The sequence below is a fragment of the Pseudoalteromonas sp. SR43-7 genome (assembly GCF_014163785.1).
Lineage (GTDB): Bacteria > Pseudomonadota > Gammaproteobacteria > Enterobacterales > Alteromonadaceae > Pseudoalteromonas > Pseudoalteromonas distincta.
Genome location: NZ_JACJDY010000013.1, coordinates 93,136 through 119,501 on the forward strand (window position 1 = coordinate 93,136; position 26,366 = coordinate 119,501).

A 26,366-nucleotide genomic window follows, 5' to 3' on the forward strand; every position below is an offset into this window, starting at 1 on the left:
TTTTATATGATAAATTGATTATTAGGTTAAGTTAGTTGCTAGTAAGTCATCAAAAAACAACTTAAAACGCCTATAATTAAACTAAGTACGCATAAATACCGTCTTTCTTTGGAGTGAAGTATGAGCTATAAAAACTGGTCAATATCAAAACAAATTGGTGCCCTAGCATTCACTTTAACGTTATGTATTTTTAGTTTAGTGGGACTATCTACCTATTTAATCTCGGCTAATACACTTTCTGAAAAAAGTGAAACTGCGATTAAGTCTGAAATAACCGCTATTTCAGATCTTTTAGAACTCCAATACGACAGCCTACTTGCAATAGCAAAACGCAATGCGACCGTATTTAAAGGTATGTACCCTGGTGAATTTAAAAAAAGCGATCAAAAAGTAATGGTCGTAGATACTATGGTTCCTATTCTTTTACATGATGGTGAACAGGTTAATAACAATATCGATATTGTTGAAAATTACGCTAAATTAACCGGAGGTAACGCCACGGTATTTATGCGAGATGGGGATGATTTTTTTCGTATTACTACCTCTTTAAAAAAGAGTGATGGGCAACGGGCTATTGGCACATACCTAGGAAAAAAACACCCAGGCTATCAGCCTCTTATGAACGGTCAAAGCTATGAAGGTTACGCTAAATTATTCGGCAACGAGTATATGACTGTTTACCAACCAATTAAAAATAAACAAAACCAAGTAATTGGTATTTTATACATAGGTTTTAATATAAACGATGCACTGGCATCGCTGAGAGAGTCTGTTAATAAAATAGTAATTGAAGAAAGCGGTAACTTATTTGTTTTCAGAAATACAAATGATGTAGTTATAGCGGGTAAAGAGGCCGCAGTTGACTCAAAAGTGAACTCCAAAGCACTTGATGGGCTTAATCTAGAGGCAATTAAAAAGGGTCTGTCATTAAAATACAATAGTGAAAATAACACCCCGATGTTTGCTTACAGTAAAACGGTACCTGGGTGGGATTGGACCTTACTTGGTCGTGTAAAAGAAAGCGAACTCACTGAAGAAAGCATAAAACTAATGGTAGTTAACAGCATAACGTCTGTTGGGGGGATCCTTGCTATCTCAATTTTACTTTTTTGGGTGCTAGTAAAAACACTTAAACCATTAAGACAGTTAACACGTAGCGTTGATGCATTAGGTAAAGGTGATTTGTCACAACATTTTTTAAATACCAACACAAATAGTGAAAATGAAATAGACCAAATTACCGCGAGTGTAAGCAGCATGTCGGTTGAACTCAAAAAACTAATACTCGCCTTACAAAACTCTGTAGTTGAGCTGGAAAAGCAAGCGGGCATCTCCAAAAAAATTGCACTCACTAACGGCAAAGAAGCACATGCAATGATGGGGCAAACAGATCTAATAGCCACCGCCATCGAAGAAATGTCAGTATCCATTAAAGATGTAGCCAATAACGCAAATGAAGGCGCTCAACGAACCCAACAAGTTGATGCAGAAGCTCAATTAGGTCGAACACAATTAACCCAAGTTGTTAATGATTTAATGCAACTAAGCCAACAGTTAAATGATAGCCATAACTCTGTAGAAAAAGTAAACACCGCGAGTAACGAAATAAGTAAAGTAACCGAAGTAATTAATGGGATTGCTGAGCAAACAAACTTACTAGCACTTAATGCAGCAATAGAAGCGGCAAGAGCTGGCGAACAAGGTAGAGGGTTTGCAGTTGTAGCCGATGAAGTTAGAACATTAGCGCAGCGCACTCAAAAATCAATTTTAGAAATTAGCCAAACAATTGAACAGCTACAAATACAAGTTACCGCCGCAACTAAACAAATGGAACAAAGCCGTCAGTTGGGTATTAAATCAGCTGAAGAGGGCGAAAAAACAGGAGAGCAACTTAACTTAATCACTCAAAGTATTGGTGATCTAACTCGCTCATCAAATAATATAGCTGAGGCAACAGATCAACAAAGCACCGTTGCAGCAGAAATCACTCAAAACCTACACTCTATAAGCCAACTCGCTAAAGAGGGTGAGTCTCGCACGCAAAGTACTGTAAATTCGGCAAGTGAACTAATGACATTAGCTGAAAAAATTAAGCAACAAATAAGCTACTTCAGAGCACATTAATACCACAGTTAAAGTTTCTAAATTAAACAAAGGATGCATCGCGCATCCTTTTTTATTAATAGTTAGTTATTTTAACCACTTATTAGTATTTCAACTTTCATAAAAAAACACCACCCTATATAAAACAATAACTTACATTTCGGCCTCATTTTTGCTCTATATTGTTTATATAAATACAAACAATAAATACCAAAGGACTAAACATGAGCTCATCAACACAATTAAGCATTGCAAAACCACTTTCACTTATTGGCGGCATTTTATTATTAAGTGGCTGTGTATTTCATATATCGCCAAGCGTTGCGTCGGTAAAACAAACTAAACAGCTATCACTGCCAAGCAATAATCTTGAGTATTTAAATGTGTTAAGCGGCGCAGGTAGCCTTGAAATAAAAGGCTCAAAAACGGCCACCAGCATTAGTGTTGATGCCACTATTTACACAGCCGACATTGAAGACGAATACGAGCTAACGCTCGAGCAAGACGGTAAACAGGCAAAGCTTGTTGCCCAAAATAAAAGCCGTAATGGTATTAGCTTTTACAGTGGCCAATCTCCAAGTATTAATTTAGTGGTTACTGTACCAAGTAATCTAAATTTAGATATTGATGATGGCTCTGGCGACATTTTAATAAATGCTATGCAAAGCAATATTGATGTAAAAGACGGCTCAGGAAATTTAACAATAAGCGGGGCTAAAAACCTAACTGTTGACGATGGCTCAGGTGAAGTAACCCTTGAAAACATCGCAGGTAATTTAGAATTAACCGACGGCTCTGGCAGTATTCATATAAACAACGTAAGCGGCAATGCAACTATTGACGATGGTTCTGGCGAAATGCACGTGAGCAACATAAGCGGTTCGCTAAACGTTGAAGATGGATCGGGTGATTTAGTGATAAGCCATATAAGCGGTGCTGTTAATGTTGATGATAACTCTGGCGACATGGTCATTGAGCATATTGGTTCAAGCGTAACAATTGAAGATGGTTCGGGTGATATTCGCGTTAATCATGCAAAGGGGCTGACTATTACTGAGTCGGGCTCGGGCGATGTAAGTATCGATAATATTAGCGGCTCAGTAAAAGTAGCAGACTAACTTTATTTAAGCGTTATTCAACTGCCATTTAATATACTTTATGCCCTATCAATCTGGGCATAAGGCACTTCCCTCAAAGTATAAATTATTTAAAAGCAGCACTGTTTCACATTAACTATTTCCTAAAATAATGAAAATTTACTTATTTGATTTATTTTTTTGCTTTATAGCTAATTTAGGTACATATTAGTATTCGACTTTATTAAAAGGATATTAATACTATGAAATGGAAACTCTTAATTCTAATCACGACTCTATTCACGCTTGTTGCATGTGGCTCTGGAGGTTCAGATTCCAAAACAGTAACTAAACCGCTCAGCACTAATACAAAGCCTATTGCGGTTATTACCACCGAGCAATCGGAGTTTAAAGTAAATACCACCCTCGTGTTTAGCGCAGCACAAAGTAGCGACCCCGATGGCGATGCACTCACCTATCAATGGCAATTAGTCAGCAAAAACGAACAAGTAGAAATACCGATTACGGTTAATAATAAAAGTACCGTTGAGTTTTCAATATCTGAAGTACAAGAGTACCAATTAGTATTAACCGTGAGTGACGGCAAGCTTTCAAGCACACCTGCACAAAAACAACTCACCGTTACTGCAAATACCCAACTAATTGCTAACGCAGGTAGCACACAAACCGTTAAGCAAGGGGATGTTGTGCTTTTAAATGGCGCGCAAAGTAGCACAACCAGCGGCGCCATTAATCAATACAAATGGCAATTTATTACCAAGCCCGTAGCAAGTAATGCAACGCTTGAAAATGCGACTCAAGTAAAAAGCCAGTTTGTTGCCGACGAAATAGGCGAATTTAAAGTTGAGCTTACGGTTACTGATTCACAAGGTGATACAGCAAGCACTGTCGTACTCATAAAGAGTGAATCGCTTAATTCTAACTCATCACCACAAGCGGTTATAAACGTAGAAAATAAAACAATTGCCCCAAATGAAGTTGTTACACTTTATGGTAACCAAAGTACTGATCCCGATAAAAACGATACGCTTAGTTATGCGTGGACAATTACATCAAAACCCCAGGGCAGCACGCCTGCTCTTTCAAACATGCAAAATCATACCGCTGGATTTTCAGCGTCAACAGCTGGAGATTACACGCTTTCACTCACTGTTACCGACCAACAAAACAAAAGCGATACCGCATCAGTTACTTTAACTGTTACCACAAGTAATAAAGCCCCAGTTGCAACACTTGAATCCGAACGTGATATTACGTTAAACGAATCAACCACTTTGCAGTGCCAACAATGTAGCGACCCAGACGGAGATGCGCTGAGCTATAACTGGCAGTTACAAGCTAAGCCTGTAAATAGCACATCACAGCTCACTAACAGCACATCAGCAACGCCCTCTATTATTGCCGATAAAGAAGGCGACTACGTTGTAGCGCTTACAGTGTCTGATGGGCAATTAAGTTCAAACCAAGCAACCTCAGCACTGCATGCCAGTAGTAATAAAAAGCCTATTACTTTGGTAACTTATGAAACCTCTATAACGGTTGATGAACAAGTTTTACTTGATGCTTCCAATAGTTACGATCCAGAAGGCCAGCCACTAAGTTACCAATGGGAAATCATTTCGTCGCAAGGCCAAGCAACGCTTAGCAGTAATACAATATCAAAACCAACGTTTAGCGCATCAGTAGAGGGGCAAGTTGTTATTTCGTTACGCACTAACGATGGCGTGCAGTTCTCTGACACAAAAACCCTAACAATTGATGTAATACAAAATGCACTGCCAGTAATTAGCTTCACGGGGGAGCAATCACGCTACGATGTAGTGGGCAATACGGTTAAATTTGATGTAAGCCAAAGTTACGACCCAGAAGGAACCACTCTCGATTACGCTTGGACACTATCAGCGCCTTCAGGCTCGAGCACCAGCTTAAGCAATGCAAACCAAAGTATTACCGAATTTATCGCCGATATGACAGGTAGTTACACGCTAACCGTTATAGCAACTGATGCTGATGGCTTTTCAAAAAGTGTGCAATTTTCAATTACAGTAACCAGCTCTGCACAACTTACCGGTCGCATTAAAGGGCAACTCACTAATGTGCAAAAAGCCGCTATAAGCAATGCACAGCTAACAATTAATGGACAGCAGTACAGCACCAACACAAATGGCTTTTTTGATGAAGAGGTTAATTTAGCGCAAGGTGAAAAAATAACGATAACAACAGCAGATCAAAGGCTAGCAGCTGGGGAATATAACTCTGTAGCAATTACGCAAAGCAACTTTACTGTGGATATAGGCCAAAATAGCATGCCCGTTTTACAAGCTGTTGAGGTTTCGGTATTTGTGTGTGCTGAGTTTTCAGGCCCCGACACAGTTAACCTACGCTTTAACATGGTAGATACACTTTTAGCGTCAGATAGCTTTCAATTTAGCTTTGCTCAAACCAAACCACTTACTTTGCTAAAAAGCGGAAGCACTTACCTCGATAGCGAATTGGATATCGACCTACCTGCATCAGCCGAATTTGAAGTAACAGTAATTGAAACAAACGTTGAAAATACAATAAGCTCAAACATCACTATTTACCATTCTGATTCAGGCCAACCAAGCTCAGCAATTATAAGTATTTGTAATATTTAGCCCCCAAATAAGCCCTTCAACATAAAGTGCTATTTTTAGCCCAGTAGTTATAACCATTAGTGTTATAACTACTGATAAATAAACAACTTTGAGCCATATAATCCATTGTATTTTATAAGCAGCTAAGCCATTCTAAAAGCCTTGATGTTATTAGGATAAACGCGTGTTAGAAATTGCTTTAATTTACTTAGCAGCAGCCATTGTAGCTGTGCCTATTGCAAAACGAGTCGGACTTGGCTCTGTATTAGGTTATTTAATTGCCGGAATACTCATTGGCCCTTATGCGCTGGGTGTTGTGGGCGATCAAACAGATGTAATGCACTTCGCTGAATTTGGCGTAGTAATGATGCTGTTTTTAGTGGGCCTTGAACTACAACCTTCGCGTTTATGGACATTACGCCACTCTATTTTAGGGCTTGGCGGCTTACAGGTTGTGCTATCGGCAGCGGCTATATTTGCATTTTGTTATTGGTTTTTTGCCATGCATTGGCAAACCGCACTCGCCATTGGTTTAATGCTCGCACTCTCCTCTACCGCTATTGTGCTGCAAAGCCTTGAAGAAAAAGGCTGGCTAAAGCAAGAAGCCGGACAAAACGCATTTTCGGTATTGCTGTTTCAAGACATCGCAATTATTCCTATTTTAGCCCTATTGCCACTGCTTGCATTTGCCCCGCAAACTAGCTCAAAAGAAATCAGCGATTCGATTATTGCAAGCTGGCCTGTATGGCAACAAGTATGTGTATCGGTCGCGGTTATTGCCGCTATTATTGCCGGCGGTAAATATGTATCGGCGCCGTTATTTAGATACATTGCCCAAACGCACATGCGTGAAATATTTACTATTTTTGCACTCTTTTTAGTAGTCGCTATTGCACTAGTTATGCAAAGTATTGGTTTATCGCCTGCTTTGGGGACTTTTTTAGCAGGCGTTGTACTTGCCGAGAGTGAATTTAGACACGAGCTAGAAGCCGATATAGAACCCTTTAAAGGCTTACTTTTAGGATTATTTTTTATAACTGTTGGCGCATCAATTAACTTTGAACTGCTATTTAACGAGTTTAGTACCGTTATAGGCTTAGTGGTTTTACTCATTGTGGTTAAAGCCTGCATTTTATTTGCCCTTGCCGTTACCTTTAAAATTAACAGTAAACAGCAGTTATTATTTGCCCTAGCCCTTGCCCAAGGGGGTGAGTTTGCATTTGTACTTTTAAGCGTAACCACCACCTTAAGTATTTTAACGCCCGAGCAAACCAGCCTTGTTACCTTAGTTGTGGCGGTATCAATGCTAATAGCGCCGTTATTACTTATGGTTTATGAGCAAATACAAAAACGCAGCAGCAGTGCTCTGCCTGAGTTTGATAAGCCAGAGCAAATTAGCACCGCTAAACACGTAATTATTGCGGGTTACGGACGTTTTGGCCAAATTATGGGGCGTTTACTGCACGCGCAAGGCTACGAAATTACCGTACTTGATCACAGCCCTAGCCAAATAGAATTACTACGCCGTTTTGGCAATACCGTATTTTATGGCGATGCCGCACGCCAAGAACTCCTTGAAGCAGCAGGCGCGCACACCGCGCAAATGCTGGTAATTGCAATTGATAACCCCGATAAAACCATTGAGATAATTAAGCTCGCGCATAAAAACTACCCGCAACTTAAAATAGTTGCTCGCGCAATCGACCGCCGCCATGCGTATCAGTTACTTAATTTAAAAGTAGATGCGTTTAACCGCGAAACCGTCGACTCAGCTATTAACCTTGCTGTAGAAGCACTCGAGTTACTAGGTAACACTAAGCAAGATGCAGAACGTGCTGGTAAGCTATTTAGAGACCACGACCGCGCTGCAGTACTGCAACTTGCTGCATTATGGGGAGACGACGCTAGCTACGGCGTAGCAGTTCGCCAACGTATGGAAGATTTAAAACAAGTGCTGCAACAAGATAAACAAGCACAAAGCGATTTAAATACCTGCGACAGCGGCGATTGCGAAGACGGCTTAACAGAAGTAGCGAGTAAACCTAAAAAGCCTGATGATGCTCATCTTGAGTAGCGTCTAAAAACTGATATGTGCTATTAGCGTGAGTTAATAGCACTGTGAATAAGCGCCACAATCAAATAAGTTATCTGAAAGCATAGCTGTACTTTTTAGTTAGTGTTCAAAGCGCTTATATGTTCCACGCCAATCTGAGTGTTCAGGATATTTAATCTTATAAGCATTTATTTCAGCCTTAGAAGCGTACTGAAAATAGATAGAGAAATAGTCACTTATGTAGCTTTCGCCGTCACCCATTCTCCAAAATATATCGCTCGGATGATAATTTGGAAATTTAATCCAAGGCGGTTTTGGCGGAGTATGCTTTAACTTATTTTCATAACGCTCTTTAAGCATTTTATTCCAAGCAGCTCTATGCTCTAGATACTTGCCCCATTTTTCATCGGTAGTGTTAGCTGGTTTTTCACTTCCCATTGATGAAATAGGTATAAGCATTAAAATAAACACTAAGACGGTGTAAATATTTATAAAATGACTCATGACTAAATATGAGCTTTAATAAATGCTTTTAGTTCTTCTTTTTCGGCTTCGTTTGTAAATGTGCTAGCTGGGATTATTAAAGCCAATAACTTGTCTACAAATATATATAAATCGCCTTTATTTTCTTCCATTGCTTCAACGGCTTGCCATTTATAAAAGTAACTTCCAAGATGATTAGTCTCGCGAATGCCATCAGCTTGAAATTCAATTGTTTTATTGCCAATCATTACGCCATTTTCATTGGGGATTGATTGCTCTTTTAACTTATGATTATTGTATAAAAATACAATAATTAATATTAAAAATGGCACTGCTACAATTAACCCACTTGGCCAATGAAAGTCAGAAAGGCGAATAGACTCAACCTGAAAAAAAGTCATAATAACAACGGCTAGCACAAACCATACAATCATGTTTTTTATAAACCCTAAACCTTTATTATCTTTAGGCGCACACAACTTTTTTATTATAAAATCAGCATAGTCGGTATAATTTTTTTTAGTAACAGTGATAGATTTGATCATAAAAAATGAATCCTAACTTTGTTTAAACATAGCGAACTACTTAAGCTATATAAATATAAGACCAAACAAAACCCGAACAAACTATTTCAAGCGCTTTGATCGACGTTTAAAAATAATTTAATAATTCGATCTATTTTAGTGGTGGTGGGGGCGCGATGATCATTTCTGGTTGATTTGCTCTGAGTAACTCTTTTAAATTTAACTGTATTCTTTCACCACACATTACAATTCCTTTTTTGTCTTTTGTTGTTGAATAACCAAGTACTATATTAAATGAATCTAATCTCTCAGGATTAACTTGAAAAAATACCTTGTAATAACCTTCATAACTATTAGCTTCAGTAAAATTCAAGTCTGCTAATAAAGTATCTTTTATCACTACTGTAAATGACGTTAAATAATAGTCTTTAAATATCTCAGGTACGTAGACATCATAGCCAGCAAAGTTACCTACGCTATAGTCTTCATTTATTTTTGCAAAAGAGGCTGATTGGCCTAGTTCATCATTGCCGCAGGCAAATAATAAGCTAGTCCATAAAAAACATATAACTAAAAGTACTCGCATTTAAGTTCCAATATAACAGCTTTGCTAATAAGTACTTTTTCAAGCGTCCCTATTGCGTGGACTTCTATTAGTATCAAATAGCGTAAGTTATTGCGAACTATAAATAATTAGCAGCAGGCGGTGCTTATTTATAAGATGAGGCGATTATTCGAAGTATTATTTAGGCGGAAGTATTTTAAATTCACTTTATTTTAGAGGGCGGTTGGTAGCTCACCACAGCTTGCTGACTGAAGTATAAATTTACCCCCAACACAGCAAGCTCGTCCTACGCCACATTAAAACTCAATTAAAACCTAGTGGTGGTGTCCGCCTTGAATAGCCTCGCCCTGCTGGTTATAAAAGCCAGTTGCACTGTGCTCTATAAAACCAAGGTTTATCATTTTAGCTAAAAATGGGTCGCCTTCGTTATCGCCAATGTCGGCGTAATCGGTGGTTTGAAAGCGATCCCACTGTGCAAATTGAGCACTAATTAATGGCACATCAGTGTTTACATTATTAAGGCTTAGCAATGTACTTGTTTGGCTTTTTTTATTACTAATACTAAATGTTTTAACTAATTTTGAATGCGTAATAAAGGCGAGGTTAAAGTCGTTGCCATTTTCGCTCAGTGTATAGTTTTTCACTTCATCGCAGCCTTTGCCTTGTGTGCTTACTAAGGTCATTTTTTCGATTAAGTGGTTATCCACCAGCTGACTTTTAGCACTCCAATTTTGTACGCCGCGTACTTCAGATGGTTGATATTCAATACCGCGTTGCTGGGCGTTAAAGTAACGTATTGGTCGTATTTGATTATTGGCTAAGTGCTGCCAAAGCTCGGTTATTACTTCACTTTGATGCGCTACTTGCTGGTTGTTTCGCCAAAGGGTAAGTGACTCGCTACTTTGCTGCGCTTTATGGCTGTTGGTAATTTTATAATCCGCTTTTAAATGCTTGGCATCAATATCACATTGCGAGGCAAAGCTACTTGTACTTACAAGCGTGGCAATTATTAATAACGCTTTTTTCATTTAGCTATCTCTTATTTATATTTCAAGTTTATGGCAATAACATAACGATTATAAATGTCAGTTTAATGACAAAAACCCCGCACAGTAGGCGGGGTTTTTTATTTAGATATATTTAACTAAATTTATAACTAGGCGGTATTTATTGCGCTAGTTTTTCGTCTGCTGTTTTTACAAAGTCAGCGGCAAAGTCCATTACATGGAATAAAAAGCTTTGCTCGTTTGTGCCTGTTACCAAGTGTGCACCTGGCCCCATTGCATAAACGCCTACGTCTTCACCGGCATGTGTTTCTGAGCCCATTGGTACCAGTGCTTCTTGATGAAAACCAGGTGTTGTTGTATCAACATCAGTTAAATCAACACGCCCTGTAACAGGTGCAAACGCGTAACCTGCATCGGCATCAGTCTCGCTACCTAGGTTTCTAAAACCACCACCATTGGTGTAACCAACCGTTGTATAAGGCATATCGTCGGCAGCTAAGCTTGGCTCAGTAGCGCCTACTGCAACCACTTTACCTAAAATTGGGTTACCGCGTTTAGGGTAACCGGCAATGGTAAATACATGGCTGTGATCGGCAGTTACAACTATTAATGTTTCTTCTGGGTTGGTGTTTTCCATCGCCACTTTAACGGCTTTGGCAAGCTCAATAGTGTCGTTTAACGCGTTATAAGCGTTACCCGCATGATGCGCGTGGTCAATTCGACCCGACTCAACCGTTAAGAAAAAACCTTGCTCGTTGTTATCAAGTACGTTTATTGCTTTTTCGGTCATTTGTGAAAGCGAAGGCTCGCCTGCAACATCGTTTGCGCGGTCAGCTTCGTACTGCATGTGGGATTCGTTAAATAAGCCAAACACTTTAGTGGCGTCGTCACTTATTGCATCAAAACCGGTTTGATCCATTACGTACGTGCCATTTGGATATTGCGTTTTCCACTCTGCGGTTAAGTCGCGGTTATCTGTACGATCCCCTTCAACAGCACTTACTGCATCGGCTGAATTAAACGCGGCATCTTTTGGTAAAAAGTGACGACGACCGCCGCCCATTACTACGTCAATACCGTCTACATCAACACCACTAAAGCGTGCTTCTAGGTTGGCTTCAAAGTTAACCAGTTGCGATGCAATGTCTTCACACGTTGCGGCACTTTCTGGCATATCGGAGATATCTTCCCAGTTACGCTCTGCCGATTTAGCATACGTTGCAGCTGGTGTTGCGTGAGTAATACGCGCTGTCGAAATAATCCCTGTTGCTTTGCCTGCAATTTCAGCAAGCTCTAACGAGGTAACAAGTTCGTGCCCTTTGCCTGATGCACAATTACCACGTTCAACCGCTTCATCAATACCAATAACGCCCGCATCGGTTTTAACGCCCGATGCCATTGCGGTCATAGTGCCTGCCGAATCTGGCGTTTGCGCATCTACGTTGTATGTTTTTACAAAGCCCGAAAAAGGCATAGTTTCAAAGCTTAACTGGTGATCTTCACCCATTTCGCCCTCTAACTGACCCGCTAAAATACGTGCTGCGGTTATGGTAGAAATACCCATACCATCGCCCACAAATAAAATAACGTTTTTAGCTTTGCCTGATTCAGTAACAATGTTGTTACTGGCTGCTTGTGCTGCACCTAATTTTGTTTGTGCTTCACTAAACCACGTATTGCTAGTGAGCGAGGCTAACTGCTCGGTAGTTAACGACGTTGCAGGTGCATTACACACTAAATTAGTTGAATTAACTTCGTCGCTATCTAGCACGTCGTTATTATTGATATCTGCGCCTACTTGCGTTTCTACACCGCCATTAATACACTGCTCAGAGCCCACTGCAATAGCGTTATCTACTGCGATAATATTATTTTCATTTTTGTTATCGTCACTCGAGCAACCTGCTAGCGCGACCATTACTGCCAAAGAAAGTACCGTTAATTTGTTCATGTTAGCCGCCATTATTGCTGAGTTAGTTCAAGAGCTTGATTAATTAAATGAAATACAACGTTTTGTTCAATTACACCCTGTGCTAGCTGAGCACCAGGACCTTTAGCATGCAAAGATATGTCTTCACCTGCGTGTGTTTCCGAACCCATTGGTACAGTTACTTCTTGGTGAAAACCTGGGGTTGTTGTATCAACGCCATTTAGCTCAACACGCCCTGCTACAGCAGCACTTGTGTAGCTTGCATCAGCATCAGTCTCGTCGCCTAAGTTTCTAAAGCCTAAACCATTTGCGTAACCGACTGTGGTGTACGGCATATCGTCGGCGGCTAAGCTTGGAGTAGTTTCGCCTACTGCAACTACTTGACCTAAAATTGGATTACCACGCTTAGGGTAGCCAGCAATAGTAAATACATGGCTGTGATCGGCGGTTACTAAAATAAGGGTTTCTTCTGGATTAGTGTTATCTACCGCTGCTTGCACGGCTTTAGCAAACTCAATGGTGTCGTTCAGCGCGTTGTATGCATTACCCGCGTGGTGCGCGTGGTCAATTCGACCCGACTCAACCGTTAAGAAAAATCCATTATCGTTTTTACCAAGCACTTCAATTGCTTTAGTGGTCATATCGGTAAGTGAAGGCTCGCCCGCTACATCGTTTGCGCGGTCAGCTTCGTACTGCATGTGGGATTCGTTAAATAAACCAAATACTTTAGTGGCGTCGTCTGCTATTGCATCAAAGCCCGTTTGATCCATCACGTACGTAGCATCAGGGTATTGTGTTTGCCACTCAGTCACTAGGTTGCGCTCGTCTGTACGGTCGCCTTCTATAGCGCTTACCGCATCTGTTGAGTTAGCTGTTTCGTCTTTTGGTAAAAAGTGACGACGACCGCCCCCCATTACAAAATCAAGGCCGTCTACGTCGGTCCCTACAAATCGTGCTTCTAGGTTTTTTTCAAAGTTAACCAGTTGCGATGCAATGTCTTCACAGCCACCCGTTACGGCATCTTCTGGCATATCTGATACGTCTTCCCAGTTACGGTCAGCCGATTTAGCATACGTGGCAGCAGGAGTTGCATGCGTAATACGTGCTGTAGAAATAATACCGGTAGATAGCCCTTTAATTTCAGCCAATTCAGTCGCGGTAATTAGCTCGTTACCTGCCACTGTTGAACACACGCCGCGTTCAATGTCTTCATCTACACCAATAACGCCCACATCGGTTTTTACACCCGAAATAATAGCCGTCATCGTGCCTGCTGAATCGGGAGTTTGCGCATCTACGTTATACGTTTTAACTTGTGCAGAGTATGGAAACTCTTCAAAGCTTAAATAACCTTCTTCGCCAGATTGGTTATTACGCTGTCCTTGCAAAATGCGCGCTGCGGTAAGAGTAGAAATACCCATGCCATCGCCCACAAATAAAATAACGTTTTTAGCTTTAGTGGCTTGTGTAGACTGCGCTTGTGCTGTTTTTGTTATTAGTTTAGTTTGCGCAGCGCTATACCAGCTGCTGTCTTTTTGGCTTTGCGGTAGTACATCAGCATGGCTAACTGCGCTAAACGCAAATGTTAGCGCGATTGCCGCAGCGACTTTTTTAATTTTCATCCGTAATTCCCATTGTTTAGTGGTTATTTTTTGAAATGTGTAAACACAAAAAAGATCAACCGCTGCACTATAGAAAACAGATGTGACTGATAAAGGTAATTTTAATGAAAGTAAGATGACCAAACTATTACAAAAATAAGTCACAAAAAAAGCGCAACGTGTTAAACGTTGCGCTTTTAAGGGAAATTATTGAGGGAGTTATTTAAATATTAAAAACGTGCTTTAAACGATACCCCAAAGTAGCGCTCTGCATCGCGCGGAATTTGATAACGGAAGTTATCGCCACTGTAGGTAGTTACGTAGCTTTCGTCGGTTAAGTTTTTAGCAATAAGCGATACTCTAAACGCGTCATCTTTAAACGATAAACCCACACTTGCGTTTAATATACCGTAATCTGGTAATAAAGCAGCTGGATTAAATTCACCTACGTTGTCTGGTAGGTCTGAGTATTGCTCATCGGTGTAAATGTATGAGCTGTTTATGTGTACGTTAAAACCATGGTCGGTTTCAATAAAGTAATCAGCCGTTAGTGAGTATTTAAGATCTGGCGAAAATGGGACATCTAAACCTGAGCGGTCAGTACACGAGCCAGCGGCAACCTCTGCCGGACAATTAAACTCGTCAATTTCAGCTTTAATATAAGCAACACCACCGGTAAGCGTTAGCGACTCTGTTGCAGCCCACATAAAGTCAACTTCAACACCTTGTGTACTTACGTCGCCCGCATTGGTTAAGCGGGTAATACAGGTGCCGTCTGAACAGTCAAAATTGTTAGCTTGAAAGCCTTCAATTTCGGTTCTAAAAAGAGCCATGTTAAATACAAATTCGCGGCTTGCGTATTTGTAGCCTATTTCATAAGCGTCTGACTCTTCAGGTGCTATTTCGCGGCTGTCGGTGTCTGGATTAAAGTTATAATAAATATTAAAACCAGGGCCTTTGTAACCTTGCGAGTAAGTGCCGTATACCATTTGGCCATCGCCTAAATCGTATTGCATACCTAAACGACCCGATACGTTGGTTTCTTCGGCTTTGCCTTCATCATCTGTATTAAGTGTTGCTGGGCGCACGCCTACACCGGTGCGGCCATATACATCGTTACTTACACGGCGATGCGTGTACGACACTTCATCGTCGGTGTAACGAATACCAAATAAAACACGTAAATCTTCAGATAAATCGTAGGTACCATCGGCAAAGGCTGCCCAGTTATTAAATTCTGTGCTCATAAAAGCAGTGGCCGATACAATATCGTTTGCGTTACAGCTAACGCCTAGGCTTTGTGTGTAACCTTCTAAGTCAGCAAGTGCTGTATCAAGCTCAGCGCCCGATAAGTTATTTTGCGCGTAAAAAGCCATTGCGCTATCAAGCTGGCCACCATTATTTTGACAACTTGCATCGCGAGTAAAGTTACGTTGTGAATCCATGTTCCAATAAAATAAGCCAGCAACATAATTAAATGGCCCAGCTAGGTTTGATGTAACTCTAAATTCTTGTGAAAACTGATCCCATTGCTGTGCACCAATATCATGTAACTGAAACGGCGCGCCAAATACCGGCTCGCTGCTGTCGCCTGCAATTGAGGTAAAGTCGCCTTCGCGGTATTCTGTGTTATCCCATGAACGCTGCGCTGTAATTGAAGTATACGTATAGTCGCCAATTGTTTTATCAACTTGCACCGAAAATGCGCTATGTTCGTCAATTGTGCGCGACTCGTAGTCATGGTCAACTTTGCGCTGGTCTAGATCAATATCGGCTACGCCATCCACAATGCCGTTACTGTTTGGCGCTGCCTTTGAATCAGGATTACGACCACTTGGCAGGGCTTCTAAGTCGGCACAACAGTCATCATCTGCGTTGTAAAACTCAGCTATAAACTTTACGCTTAAGTCGTCCTCTGGCTCGTATTTAAATACAGCACGTGCACCTTCACGGTCGTAACCATTTACTTTTTCGTTGTTGTAAACGTTATCAATGTAACCGTCAAACTTACCTTTAAATACCGTTAGGCTTGCCGCTAAATCGTCGGTTAAACCGCCGCTTATAACGCCTTTAAAACGGTATTCGTTATCTTGATAAAACGAGGTTTCTACGCTGCCGGTTGTGTCGTACGACGGATCTTTAGTGGTAATATTTACCACACCTGCTGAGGCGTTTTTGCCAAACAATGTACCTTGTGGCCCGCGTAATACTTCAATGCGGTCTACGTCGTATAAATCGGCAAATGCTTGACCCGAGCGGCCAAGTACCACGCCATCAACAACAGTTGCCACACTTGGTTCAGCAGCAATACTAAATGAAATAGTACCAATACCGCGCACTGTTAGCGCTGAGTTACGTGTTGTGGTGCCTTTTCTAAAGCTAACCGAAGGAACAAGCGACTGTAAGCCTTCCATGTTATTAGCAAAAGCTGAATTAATTTGATCGCTATTAAGTACCGATACCGCAACAGGTACTTCGTTTAAACTTTGCGTTCTTTTTTGTGAAGTAACGACTATTTTTTCAAATGTATCGTTTTTAGCTGTTTCTGTTTTTTGTTGTTCTTGTTCTTGTTCGGTTTGCTCTTGCTGCGCATGTACCTGCGTGCTTAATGCTAAACCGGTTGTCATTGCTAACGTGACTGCCAAGCTTAAGACGGACTTTTTAGCTCTCATGTCATTCTCCATATTGTGCGTGTGTGCTGTGTGGTACCGCGCTAGCAATTGTGTGGGTTGCTAAAAAGCGGTGTCAGTGTGTGATACTTTCCTTAAAGCTCTTATATCTTATATAAGAGCTTTAAATTTAAACAAACAATCTTACTAATGCAATCATTATGTGAATAAAATGTAATTTTAAATTAAGTAATGAGGAATCAGCCGCATGTTATACGGCCTTTGGAATCCCAATATGCGCTAAGCTATTTTCGTAACGAACCTGCCAACAACGTACACTCCACCAGCTAAGCACTAAAACAGTAGACCAAACAACAACTAAACTTGGTACAAAGTACACACTGGTTCCACCAACCAATCCGAGCGGCGAAAACAATATATACAAGCTAACAATCAAGCCTACTAATACAATTGCGCAAGGTAATGCGTATTTCCAAGGATTAAGGTCTACCTCGGCTTTGCGTGTAAATTGCCATGGTGTTTTAAGGGGTTTGTAGTAACCAATACCCAACATTATTGCCAATTCAATTAAGAATAAAATGGCGTAAATATGAATAAAGTTAATGTCTACATCCCATACAAATTTAAGCAAGGTATAGGCAATAATATGGAATATAATCGCGACTTTAGCGCCCAGTGCAGGCACTTTTCGAGTAAACAAACCAACCAATACAATTGTGATGACCGGAATGTTGTAAAAGCCTGTAAACACACGAATAATGTGCCATAAACCTTCAGGTGCAAACATCAATAATGGCGCAGTTATAAACGACAATATGGCAATAACAATACTGGTAATTTTGGCTACTTTTATAAGTTGGCTGTCTGTTACCTTATTTTTTTTCATTGGCTTATAAACATCTAAGCAAAATAAGGTCGCCGCGCTGTTGAGCAATGAATTAAATGAGCTAAATACAGCACCTAGCAATACGGCCAAAAAGAAGCCAGATAAATACTGTGGAAGCACTTCTTTTACCAAATGTGGGTAAGCTAAATCGATAGTTGGCAGGCTTTCGTGTTTATAAAGATGGTAAGCAATAACGCCAGGGATCATCATCATAAACGGTACTAGCACTTTAAAGTACCCTGAAAACAACACCCCTTTTTGACCTTCAACTAAGTTTTTAGCGCCCAATGTGCGCTGGATCACATACTGATTAGTGCCCCAATAAAACAAATTAGCTAAGATCATCCCTGTAAAAATAGTGCCAAATGGCACGGGATCATCGCTACTACCAATAGCATTGAGCTTTTCTGTGTCGGTGTTTACTAGGGTGCTTAACCCTTCTGAAAAACTACCATCACCCAATGCAATTAAGCCCAGTGTTGGCACTAAAATACCAATGATAAGTAACCCAACACCATTAATGGTATCTGAGACCGCAACCGCCTTTAAACCACCAAATACAGCATAAATAGCCCCAACTGAGCCCACTGTAATAATGGTCACAATTAGGCTTGATTGGTAGCTCATATTTAATAAGGTGGGTACATCAAAAAGTCTAAGTACGGCTATTGATCCTGAGTACAAAACAGAAGGGATCGTTATAAAACAATACCCTACCATAAATAAGATCACCGTCATGCGTCGTACGGTATCGTCAAAACGATCCCGTAAAAATTCAGGTAAGGTAGAAAACGCGCCCGCTAGATAACGAGGCAAAAAGATCAACGCCATAATAATGGTTGATACTCCTGCGGTTACTTCCCACGCCATTGAGCTTAGGTTGTAACCATAGGCTGAGCCATTAAGGCCAATTAGTTGCTCGGCCGATAAGTTAGTGAGGATCATTGACCCTGCTATAAATGTACCTGTTAACCCACGACCCGCTAAAAAGTAGCCATCTTGGGTGTTAACTTCCCCTTTGGTTTTTTGGTACGAGATATATCCCACCAGCGCCATAAACGCCAAGCACGATAGCAGTGTCATGGTAATGTTCATACCTTCCATCTTGCGCCCCTTTTAGCTTACTTTACTCGGTAAAAAGTAAGCTAATATCTTTATTATTGTGTGTTGTATGTGTGTTGTGTGTGTTTTTTATTAAGCCGAGTTTTATTTAGGCCATGCTGTTAATTGGCTCATGTCTTGTTCTGTGTGTTGAACCTCTGGGCCAAGTATTAGGCTGTCGCCTTCGCGTACAAATACTGCCATTTCTTCAAGTGCGAGTGTGTGCTCGTAGTACTTACTCCCTTCGTAAACTTGTTTATCGGGGAAGCGAATCCAACTACCTTGCGGTAAGTAAAACTTAATTTTACCGTTTGGTACTACACACGGCACAACCAGTAATTTTTCACCGCACATAAATTGCTGATCAAAACTATGCGCCAGTACATCATCAGGAAATGCCAATGCCATGGCACGCTGAACCGGCAAGCCTGTTTGCTGCGCTTGCTCTGCACATGTTTGTAAGTACGGAATTAACTGGTAGCGTAATTTAAGTGCTGCAAATACCGCATCACTTGCTTGCTCGGTGTAAGACCACGGTTCGCGAGGACCAATACCGTGTAAGCGCATATGTGCGCTAAATACTGAAGCTTGTGCCCAGCGCACGTAAAGTTCTGCGTCGCGGGTGTCTTTGTAAAAACCACCAATGTCGGTTGCAAAAAATGGCCCACCCGACATACCCCACGCTAAACTGCCACGAATGCTTGCCGCTAAACCCTGCCAATCGGCTTGCGGGTCGCCGCCCCACTGAGCAGGAAAACATTGGCTGCCCGTCCATGCTGAACGGCTAAACAAAAATGGCCCAGTTTTACAGTATTTTTCGGCGGCCTCAAAAACGCAGCGGTTGTACAACATGCTGTAAACGTTGTGTAGCCTAATACCGCTGTCGCCACTGTGCGATACCATGTTTTCGTCTTCTAGCTGCTCGCCAAAATCCGCTTTTATCATATCTACGCCAAGCTCAAACAAAGGCTTATGCGATTCGAGCCAATATTCGTAAGCATCAGGGTGCGTAAAATCTAAAATACCCGACTCAGGCAGTGGCGTAAGTACTTCGCCAAACGGGCTTAAATCCCACTCGTATTGATACGCTTTACCTGTGCGTTTGTCTTTTATAAGCCAGCCATTTTCGGCCGCTTTAGCAAATAATGGGTTATTTACCGAGATCATCGGGTATTCCCACACACAAATTTTAAAATCCATCGCTTTTAGTTCATCAAGCACAGGTTTTGGGTCTGCGTAGCGTGTTGGATCCCATTCAAATGCAAAGCGGGTGTCGGTGTCTTGCCATGCACGGCCATCAAGAGTAATTACATCGCACGGCATATTTTTAGCACGTACTTCGCGGGCAACACTAAGTAATTCGTCAGCATCTTTGTAATACGCTTTTGATAAAATAACACCAAAGCTCCACTGCGGTGGCACCGGTGCAAAACCTGTTAGCTCACAGTAACGGTTAATGCTTTGAGCTGGTGTTTGTTCTTGATATAAAAATACATCTAGCGCCTCATCTTCAACTAAACATACATATGCGCGTTGCGACCATAATGCATAACCTACACCATGGGTAACAGGCGCGGCTGTATGTACAAACAAATTCCAGCCTTCTGGGCTCCAAGCATACGGGGTATTTTTATAAGACTTTTCGGCGTTCACACCTAGCGCATCGTGGTTGTATGAACGAATAAGTTGGCCGCGTTTATCAAGCTTGCCCCATTTTTCGCCAAGACCATACACGGCTTCGTCGTAGTTAAGCTCTAGGCTTAATATCCAGCCGTTATCGGTTTTAGCCAGTGGCGGTAAACGGTGCTGGCGTACAAAGTGACCATCAGTTGCTGATTGCTGTACTAGCTCATCGTTTTTATAAAGTTTGAAATGAAAAGGGTCGCTGTAAAATTCTAGGCGGTATTCGCCACCACTTACGCTGTAATCATTATTGTTTTTGCTAAGTGTTAGGGGGTATTCTGATGGGGTTGTGGTTAATATTTTAAATTGCTCGTCATGCGTGGTGCCTGCATTTAAACGTAAGCCAAACTGGCTAATCGTTACGCTAATATCACCAAACTGAGTGGGCAAAACCAGCACATTACTTTGTAACTTTGGCTGTGCGGTTAAGCGTGCTGGCTCTATTGCGTTCCAGTCTGGCTCACGTAATTCAAATGCATTCATGGGAGTTCCTTAACCAATTATTAGTCTTGTATAAGACACAAGTTAAATAATTGTAATCCCCATGTCAACGTAAATAAACTCAAGATGAATTATTTACATCGCGATTTTTAAAATATCCCCGGCGCCGATGTTGCCACCAGCGATATACCACTTAGGCCAAGCAATGCAATTGCTATAATACGTACCCATTTAGCGTCAACGTAGGGCGTTAATTTACGAGCAAAATGCGTAACTAGCAACACTAAAGGAATAGCCGCTGCAATTAAAAACATAATGTCGAGCCCAGGCAAAGTACCAAATAAAGCGATACCTACACGTACTAGTCCACCAATAGTAAATACCGCTAATAACGTACTGCGAATAGCTTCAATAGACCAACTTTGCTTATAACACTGAAACACAAGCGGCGGCCCTGAGGTTGAAAACAACCCACCAAGTAACCCACTTACTCCACCGGCTATTAAAAATGAACGAGGACGACTTTGTTTATTTGCACGCTCGCGGCCAATCAGCATTAAAGCGCAGCAAAGTAAAATGCTTACACCTAAAGCAAAGTTTAAATAGTGTGTTAAATGCGACGACATATACTCAAGTAGCACAAAACCTAACAGCATTAGTGGAATACCGGTATACAACATAAGTTTTAGCTCGGGTACTTTTACCGAACTGCGGTTTTTAACGACCACGGTTGTTGAATTAACTAACCCCAGCAAACTCACTAAAAATGTAGTTGCCGTAAGTGGTAATACATCAAGCAACGTAAAGCTTGCAACCACCAGCAACCCAAAGCCAAACCCGCTAAGAGTTTGCATTACAGTGGCAAGGCTTAGGCACAACGCCATAAGCAAAATGAGTTCAAAAGATATACTGAGCACTTTTAATTCCCTAAGGGTGAGCTATTGTAGTGTAACGATTTGTTTTTAGGCATAATGTATATTTTGCGCCTATTAAACACTACAGCAGTAGTTCACGTTTAATTGAGCTAGCGCAAATATGCGTAAAAGGTTTCACCTATGCTATAACTACAGGTGGATTAAATTTAATGGTAAATAATAATGAGTAACTCTATGTTTGATCACAAATTAAGTGGCCCAAGCTTGGCTTTTCAACCACTTTACTTACAAGTGGCTGATTATATTAAACAGCTCATTGTTGAAAGACGTTGGGTACCTGGCGAAGCACTACCAAGCGAATTTCGCCTTGCTGAAGAATTTAACGTAAGCCAAGGTACAGTTCGTAAAGCACTAAACTTATTAACCGACAATAAAATAGTAACTCGTCGCCAAGGCGTTGGTACGTTTGTATCAGAGCATACTGCGCAAGATGCCTTATTTAGGTTTTTTCCGTTACAAGCAGACGGTAAAGGTGCCGATTTACCAAAGGCTGAACTGCTATCGGTTGAGCTTTGTGCAGCGCCAGTTGAAGTAATAGAAGCGTTACAACTCAATAAAAAAGACAAAGTTACCAAGCTTGTTCGTAGGCGCATTCTTAATAACGAATTTTGCATGAGCGAAACTATATACCTACCGCAAAGCTACTTTCCTGATATACATCAAAGTAGTGATATTCCGCATACATTGTACCATTACTATCAGACCAAATTTAACCAAACTGTACACAAAACCCAAGACAGTATTAAGGCCGTACTGGCTACAATGGATGATGCCAAAATGCTTGCTATAAAAGCTGGCGATCCACTGCTGTTGGTATCACGCATTACCGAATCAATCGAAGGTAAACGTATTGAATACCGCCAAAGCAAATGCCGTAGCGATCATTACCACTATCAAATTGAACTTGATTAATTAAAAGCGTGTTTAGTGCTAAAAACCCACTTTAGCGCATAATAATTAAATATTTTTTAAAGGCAGCAAACGCTGCCTTTTTGCTGCCTGTAGGTTTTTTAACTGAACCATTTACTGCTTTGCTGTTAACACAGTATTGACACTGTTTGATTCGTATAATAACTTATGTCTTATACAAGACCTAAGTCATTATGCATTTTTAACAGGAATTCCCAATGAGTTCATTAAATAATATCCCTCCAGTAGGGTTCGGTTTATGGAAAGTCGCGCAAGAAGATTGTGCACAAACGGTATACCAAGCCATTAAGGCGGGTTACCGCCATCTTGATTGCGCATCAGACTACGGTAACGAAGAGCAAGTAGGCGATGGCATCGCCCAAGCAATAAACGATGGCTTATGTACCCGTGAAGAATTATGGGTAACATCAAAACTGTGGAATACCTTTCATGCACCAGAGCATGTTGGCCTCGCGATTGATAAAACACTGAGTGATTTAAAGCTAGATTACCTAGACTTATACCTAATTCATTTTCCGATTGCGCAAACATTTGTGCCAATAGAAACCCGCTATCCACCAGAGTGGTTTGTTGACCCTACGGCGCAAAACCCACAAATGGAGCTTTCAAAAGTACCATTGTATTTAACGTGGCAAGCAATGGAAGAACAAGTACACAACAACAAAGCAAAACGCATTGGGGTATGTAATTACTCAAGCGCACTGCTTCACGATTTAATGACCTACGCAAATATCAAACCCGCTATGTTGCAAATTGAGTCGCACCCTTATTTAACGCAAGAGCGATTAGTAAGACTCGCAAAGCAGTACGATATTCCGGTTACTGCGTTTTCACCACTGGGTGCGCTTTCATACCTTGAGCTAGAAATGGCTGATAAAGCTGAATCAGTTCTTGAGCAAAGCGTTGTTAACGCGGCTGCACGCAATCATGGCAAAACGCCAGCACAAGTAGTTCTTCGCTGGGGCGTGCAACGCGGCACTGCCATTATTCCAAAAACATCAAAACTTGAACGCATGAAAGAAAATCTCGCACTGTTTGATTTTGAATTAACAGAGCAAGAAATGGCGCAAATTTCTGCGCTTAACAGTAATCGCCGGTTTAACGACCCTGGGCACTTTTGTGAAGCTGCCTTTAACCGTTTTCACCCAATTTACGATTAGGATAATAAAATGTCAGCTACCGAAATTAACTACGCCTCAGTGCCAACTCAATTAACGTTTGATGACTCGGTTTTTCCGTGCATTGTGGTTAATAACAATAACGCCAGCACCGTTGAAGAAGCGGTAGCTTTCATTCGCGCAAATAAAAGTGAATTGGCTAAAAAACTTCGCAGCTCAGGTGCTGTGTTGTTTCGCGGCTTTCCTATAAATAGTGCCGAAACCTTTGATACTTTTTCAGCCGGGTTTGACTACACAAACTTTACCTATAAAGAGTCACTGTCTAACGCGGTACGAATTAATTTTACCGAACGTGTATTTACAGCTAACGAAGCGCCAAAAGATGTAGAAATATACTTGCATCACGAAATGGCGCAAACGCCTATTTCGCCAAGTAAGTTGTTCTTTTTTTGTAAATCGGCCGCTGAAGAAGGCGGTGCTACACCTCTTTGCCGATCAGATAAATTATTTAGTGCGTTAAAAGAATACGACAGCAAGCTTGCCCATGACTTTGAACACAAAGGCCTAAAATATACCACCTATATGCCAGCCGCTGACGACGCAACATCAGGCCAAGGCCGAAGCTGGAAAAGTACGCTAAGTGTAGAAACCAAAGACGAAGCACATAATAAATTAACCGAACTTGGTTACGAGTGGGAATGGCTTGAAGACGGCTCACTAAAAGCCGTTACACCGGTACTGCCTGCTGTAGTAACTCTTGAAAATAACGTACAGGTTTTTTATAACCAACTGATTGCCGCTTACATGGGCTGGAAAGGTGTACGCGAAAATCCATCAATCGCCATTACTTTTGGCGATGGTAGTGCAATACCTAAAGCAGGACTTGATAAAATTGTTGAGCTTTCTAAAGTATTTACCTTTGATCTTGCATGGCAAGACGGTGACGTTGCTTTAGTTGATAACGAAATGGCTATGCATGGTCGTCGCCCTTTTACAGGTGAACGTAAACGCCAAGTGTTAGTAGCACTTACCGCAGCTAAAGCGTAATGCAGCGCTTAAGTGGTAAATTAAGCAGTAAAATATCACCTTTATGGCAAGGCGCCAGCATTGCTGCAATGACTGGCCTTGCCGCTTTATTTTTGAGTGAGCATTACGGCGCGCCAGCCATGCTGTTTGCTTTGTTACTGGGTATGGCAGTCTCATTTTTGTATCAAAGCGATAGCCCTTGCGCCAAAGGTATCGACTTTACTGGTACCACGGTTTTGCGCGTCGGTATAGTACTGCTAGGCACACGCATAGCACTGGGAGATTTAGTAACACTGGGTTGGCAAACAGCACTTATGTTAGCGGGCGCCATATTTACCACTATTATTTTAGGTGTAGTGCTAGCGCGCGTATTTGGCTTACAAAAACGCTTTGGTGCACTAACAGGTGGCTCGGTTGCTATTTGTGGAGCGTCTGCTGCGCTGGCTATCTCGTCTATTATGCCAAACAGCGAACATAAAGAACGCGATACCCTATTAACCGTTATTGGCGTAACAGCTATGTCGACTCTCGCTATGATCCTCTACCCTATTGTGGTTAATTATCTTGAGTTTGACGCCCATAATGCAGGCGTATTTTTAGGTGGCACAATACATGATGTAGCCCAGGTAGTGGGTGCAGGTTATTCGGTATCACCCGAGACAGGCGATATAGCAACTCTAACTAAGCTAGTACGTGTTGCAATGCTACTACCCGTTGTACTTATTATGATGGTCGTTATTAATCGCTCAAATAAAGAAAAACACGGAGAGTTACCTAAAGTACCTGGGTTTTTAATTGGCTTTGTAATACTTATGGTAATAAATAGCTGCTTTTCAGTTCCTACAATAGTACTTGAAACCGCTAACGAACTTTCGCAGTTCTTTTTAATTGCTGCTATTTCAGCCATAGGTATGAAAACTAATTTAGGAAAACTAACCGAAGTAGGTATGAAACCCATTATTTTAATTGTGGCTGAAACACTTTGGATTGCGTTATTAATACTTGGATTTGTAATTTGGAGCTAAAGAATTACATTATTTAGGGTATATCTAAAAAAATTTAGTAGGTAATTAGGTCATGTTTCAACCAATTAAAAGCTGTATTTTGCCTACTCTAAAACTACGCACAAAAACAAGCTTAACGCATTGATTAAACAAAGCTTACCTTTATTTTAAAAGTATAAAATATCATCTTAATCATAACTAGTTAGTTAAAAAAACAACAAACAAATAAAGTACTTACTCTAAAATAAATTTACAATAGGGCTTGGTATATACTTTAATTTACTGTTATCCTGCCTCGCATCGGGTTGACAGAAAACCCTATTTATTTGTAAGTACCACGTTGTTTTAGTAATAATCCTTCGCGTTATCCTCAGTTAAATGTATGTTTTCTTCCTGTTAAATTGCCTAATTTAAGGCGCACTTTTATTAATCCTTAGGATACTATTATGTCTACAACTACAACTGGTACAGTTAAATTTTTCAACGAAGCAAAAGGTTTTGGTTTCATCGAGCAAGAATCTGGTCCTGATGTTTTCGCACATTTCAGCGCAATCTCTGGCGACGGTTTCAAAACTTTAGCTGAAGGCCAACGTGTACAGTTTACTGTTACTCAAGGTCAAAAAGGCCCACA

The 26,366-nt window shown here is 41.0% G+C and carries 19 protein-coding genes; 9 read left to right on the top strand and 10 right to left on the bottom strand.

The genetic code is table 11. The features are described 5' to 3' along the window. Positions 1-120 precede the first annotated feature (120 nt). The 4 genes from H5087_RS11565 to H5087_RS11580 all read left to right on the top strand — a co-directional run bounded on the left by H5087_RS11565 (position 121) and on the right by H5087_RS11580 (position 7,892). Positions 121-2,124 carry a methyl-accepting chemotaxis protein gene (locus H5087_RS11565; protein ID WP_182672113.1) on the top strand — a complete coding sequence of 668 codons (2,004 nt, stop codon included), beginning with the start codon at positions 121-123 and terminating at the stop codon, positions 2,122-2,124. 203 nt (positions 2,125-2,327) lie between these two features. After that, positions 2,328-3,221 carry a hypothetical protein gene (locus H5087_RS11570; protein ID WP_182672114.1) on the top strand — a complete coding sequence of 298 codons (894 nt, stop codon included), beginning with the start codon at positions 2,328-2,330 and terminating at the stop codon, positions 3,219-3,221. Between the two features lie 221 nt (positions 3,222-3,442). Beyond that, positions 3,443-5,839, top strand: a complete 2,397-nt coding sequence (locus tag H5087_RS11575; RefSeq protein ID WP_182672115.1) for a PKD domain-containing protein — start codon at positions 3,443-3,445, stop codon at positions 5,837-5,839. A gap of 163 nt (positions 5,840-6,002) precedes the next feature. Next, a complete protein-coding gene (locus tag H5087_RS11580; protein ID WP_182672116.1) occupies positions 6,003-7,892 on the top strand; it encodes a monovalent cation:proton antiporter-2 (CPA2) family protein in 1,890 nt (629 codons plus the stop codon). 99 nt (positions 7,893-7,991) lie between these two features. Here H5087_RS11580 and H5087_RS11585 read toward each other — a convergent pair whose 3' ends face one another. The 10 genes from H5087_RS11585 to H5087_RS11630 form a co-directional block, all read right to left on the bottom strand. Beyond that, the gene (locus H5087_RS11585) at positions 7,992-8,375 is read right to left on the bottom strand and encodes a hypothetical protein (RefSeq protein ID WP_182672117.1); all 384 of its coding nucleotides are present in this window, start codon (positions 8,373-8,375) and stop codon (positions 7,992-7,994) included. Positions 8,376-8,377: 2 nt separating this feature from the next. After that, positions 8,378-8,899, bottom strand: coding sequence for a YcxB family protein (locus tag H5087_RS11590; RefSeq protein WP_182672118.1), 522 nt, complete (start codon positions 8,897-8,899; stop codon positions 8,378-8,380). A 130-nt stretch (positions 8,900-9,029) separates the two neighbouring features. After that, positions 9,030-9,464: a hypothetical protein gene (locus H5087_RS11595; RefSeq protein ID WP_182672119.1), complete on the bottom strand. Its 435-nt coding sequence runs from the start codon at positions 9,462-9,464 to the stop codon at positions 9,030-9,032. A 293-nt stretch (positions 9,465-9,757) separates the two neighbouring features. After that, positions 9,758-10,471, bottom strand: a complete 714-nt coding sequence (locus H5087_RS11600; RefSeq protein WP_182672120.1) for a hypothetical protein — start codon at positions 10,469-10,471, stop codon at positions 9,758-9,760. Positions 10,472-10,610: 139 nt separating this feature from the next. Further along, positions 10,611-12,401, bottom strand: a complete 1,791-nt coding sequence (locus tag H5087_RS11605; RefSeq protein ID WP_182672121.1) for an alkaline phosphatase — start codon at positions 12,399-12,401, stop codon at positions 10,611-10,613. 11 nt (positions 12,402-12,412) lie between these two features. Then, on the bottom strand, positions 12,413-14,002 hold the full coding sequence (locus H5087_RS11610; RefSeq protein WP_182672122.1) for an alkaline phosphatase: 1,590 nt from the start codon (positions 14,000-14,002) through the stop codon (positions 12,413-12,415). Between the two features lie 209 nt (positions 14,003-14,211). Then, complete coding sequence (locus H5087_RS11615) at positions 14,212-16,653, bottom strand: TonB-dependent receptor (protein WP_182672123.1); 2,442 nt, start codon at positions 16,651-16,653, stop codon at positions 14,212-14,214. 208 nt (positions 16,654-16,861) lie between these two features. Then, the gene (locus H5087_RS11620; protein ID WP_182672124.1) at positions 16,862-18,601 is read right to left on the bottom strand and encodes a solute:sodium symporter family transporter; all 1,740 of its coding nucleotides are present in this window, start codon (positions 18,599-18,601) and stop codon (positions 16,862-16,864) included. Between the two features lie 102 nt (positions 18,602-18,703). Further along, the gene (locus H5087_RS11625; protein WP_182672125.1) at positions 18,704-20,764 is read right to left on the bottom strand and encodes an alpha-xylosidase; all 2,061 of its coding nucleotides are present in this window, start codon (positions 20,762-20,764) and stop codon (positions 18,704-18,706) included. Between the two features lie 107 nt (positions 20,765-20,871). Then, entirely contained in the window at positions 20,872-21,639 is a 768-nt protein-coding gene (locus H5087_RS11630; protein ID WP_310736468.1) for a sulfite exporter TauE/SafE family protein, read from the bottom strand. A gap of 180 nt (positions 21,640-21,819) precedes the next feature. Here H5087_RS11630 and H5087_RS11635 point away from each other — a divergent pair, with 180 nt between their 5' ends. The 5 genes from H5087_RS11635 to H5087_RS11655 form a co-directional block, all read left to right on the top strand. Beyond that, positions 21,820-22,569, top strand: coding sequence for a GntR family transcriptional regulator (locus H5087_RS11635; RefSeq protein WP_002960219.1), 750 nt, complete (start codon positions 21,820-21,822; stop codon positions 22,567-22,569). Between the two features lie 215 nt (positions 22,570-22,784). Then, positions 22,785-23,747, top strand: coding sequence for an aldo/keto reductase (locus H5087_RS11640; protein WP_182672126.1), 963 nt, complete (start codon positions 22,785-22,787; stop codon positions 23,745-23,747). Between the two features lie 9 nt (positions 23,748-23,756). Further along, entirely contained in the window at positions 23,757-24,752 is a 996-nt protein-coding gene (locus tag H5087_RS11645) for a TauD/TfdA family dioxygenase (RefSeq protein WP_182672127.1), read from the top strand. After that, positions 24,752-25,756, top strand: coding sequence for a YeiH family protein (locus H5087_RS11650; RefSeq protein ID WP_182672128.1), 1,005 nt, complete (start codon positions 24,752-24,754; stop codon positions 25,754-25,756). The genes H5087_RS11645 and H5087_RS11650 overlap by 1 nt, the downstream gene beginning before the upstream one ends. A 425-nt stretch (positions 25,757-26,181) precedes the next feature. After that, the coding region (locus H5087_RS11655) for a cold-shock protein (RefSeq protein ID WP_182672129.1) at positions 26,182-26,366 on the top strand (185 nt) is incomplete at its 3' end.

Bases quoted from the DNA above. Each gene is read 5' to 3' on its own strand.
- H5087_RS11565 (WP_182672113.1), top strand. From the start codon at position 121: ATGAGCTATAAAAACTGGTCAATATCAAAACAAATTGGTGCCCTAGCA.
- H5087_RS11570 (WP_182672114.1), top strand. From the start codon at position 2,328: ATGAGCTCATCAACACAATTAAGCATTGCAAAACCACTTTCACTTATT.
- H5087_RS11575 (WP_182672115.1), top strand. From the start codon at position 3,443: ATGAAATGGAAACTCTTAATTCTAATCACGACTCTATTCACGCTTGTT.
- H5087_RS11585 (WP_182672117.1), bottom strand. From the start codon at position 8,375: ATGAGTCATTTTATAAATATTTACACCGTCTTAGTGTTTATTTTAATG.
- H5087_RS11590 (WP_182672118.1), bottom strand. From the start codon at position 8,899: ATGATCAAATCTATCACTGTTACTAAAAAAAATTATACCGACTATGCT.
- H5087_RS11595 (WP_182672119.1), bottom strand. From the start codon at position 9,464: ATGCGAGTACTTTTAGTTATATGTTTTTTATGGACTAGCTTATTATTT.
- H5087_RS11600 (WP_182672120.1), bottom strand. From the start codon at position 10,471: ATGAAAAAAGCGTTATTAATAATTGCCACGCTTGTAAGTACAAGTAGC.
- H5087_RS11605 (WP_182672121.1), bottom strand. From the start codon at position 12,401: ATGAACAAATTAACGGTACTTTCTTTGGCAGTAATGGTCGCGCTAGCA.
- H5087_RS11610 (WP_182672122.1), bottom strand. From the start codon at position 14,002: ATGAAAATTAAAAAAGTCGCTGCGGCAATCGCGCTAACATTTGCGTTT.
- H5087_RS11615 (WP_182672123.1), bottom strand. From the start codon at position 16,653: ATGAGAGCTAAAAAGTCCGTCTTAAGCTTGGCAGTCACGTTAGCAATG.
- H5087_RS11620 (WP_182672124.1), bottom strand. From the start codon at position 18,601: ATGGAAGGTATGAACATTACCATGACACTGCTATCGTGCTTGGCGTTT.
- H5087_RS11625 (WP_182672125.1), bottom strand. From the start codon at position 20,764: ATGAATGCATTTGAATTACGTGAGCCAGACTGGAACGCAATAGAGCCA.
- H5087_RS11635 (WP_002960219.1), top strand. From the start codon at position 21,820: ATGAGTAACTCTATGTTTGATCACAAATTAAGTGGCCCAAGCTTGGCT.
- H5087_RS11640 (WP_182672126.1), top strand. From the start codon at position 22,785: ATGAGTTCATTAAATAATATCCCTCCAGTAGGGTTCGGTTTATGGAAA.
- H5087_RS11645 (WP_182672127.1), top strand. From the start codon at position 23,757: ATGTCAGCTACCGAAATTAACTACGCCTCAGTGCCAACTCAATTAACG.
- H5087_RS11650 (WP_182672128.1), top strand. From the start codon at position 24,752: ATGCAGCGCTTAAGTGGTAAATTAAGCAGTAAAATATCACCTTTATGG.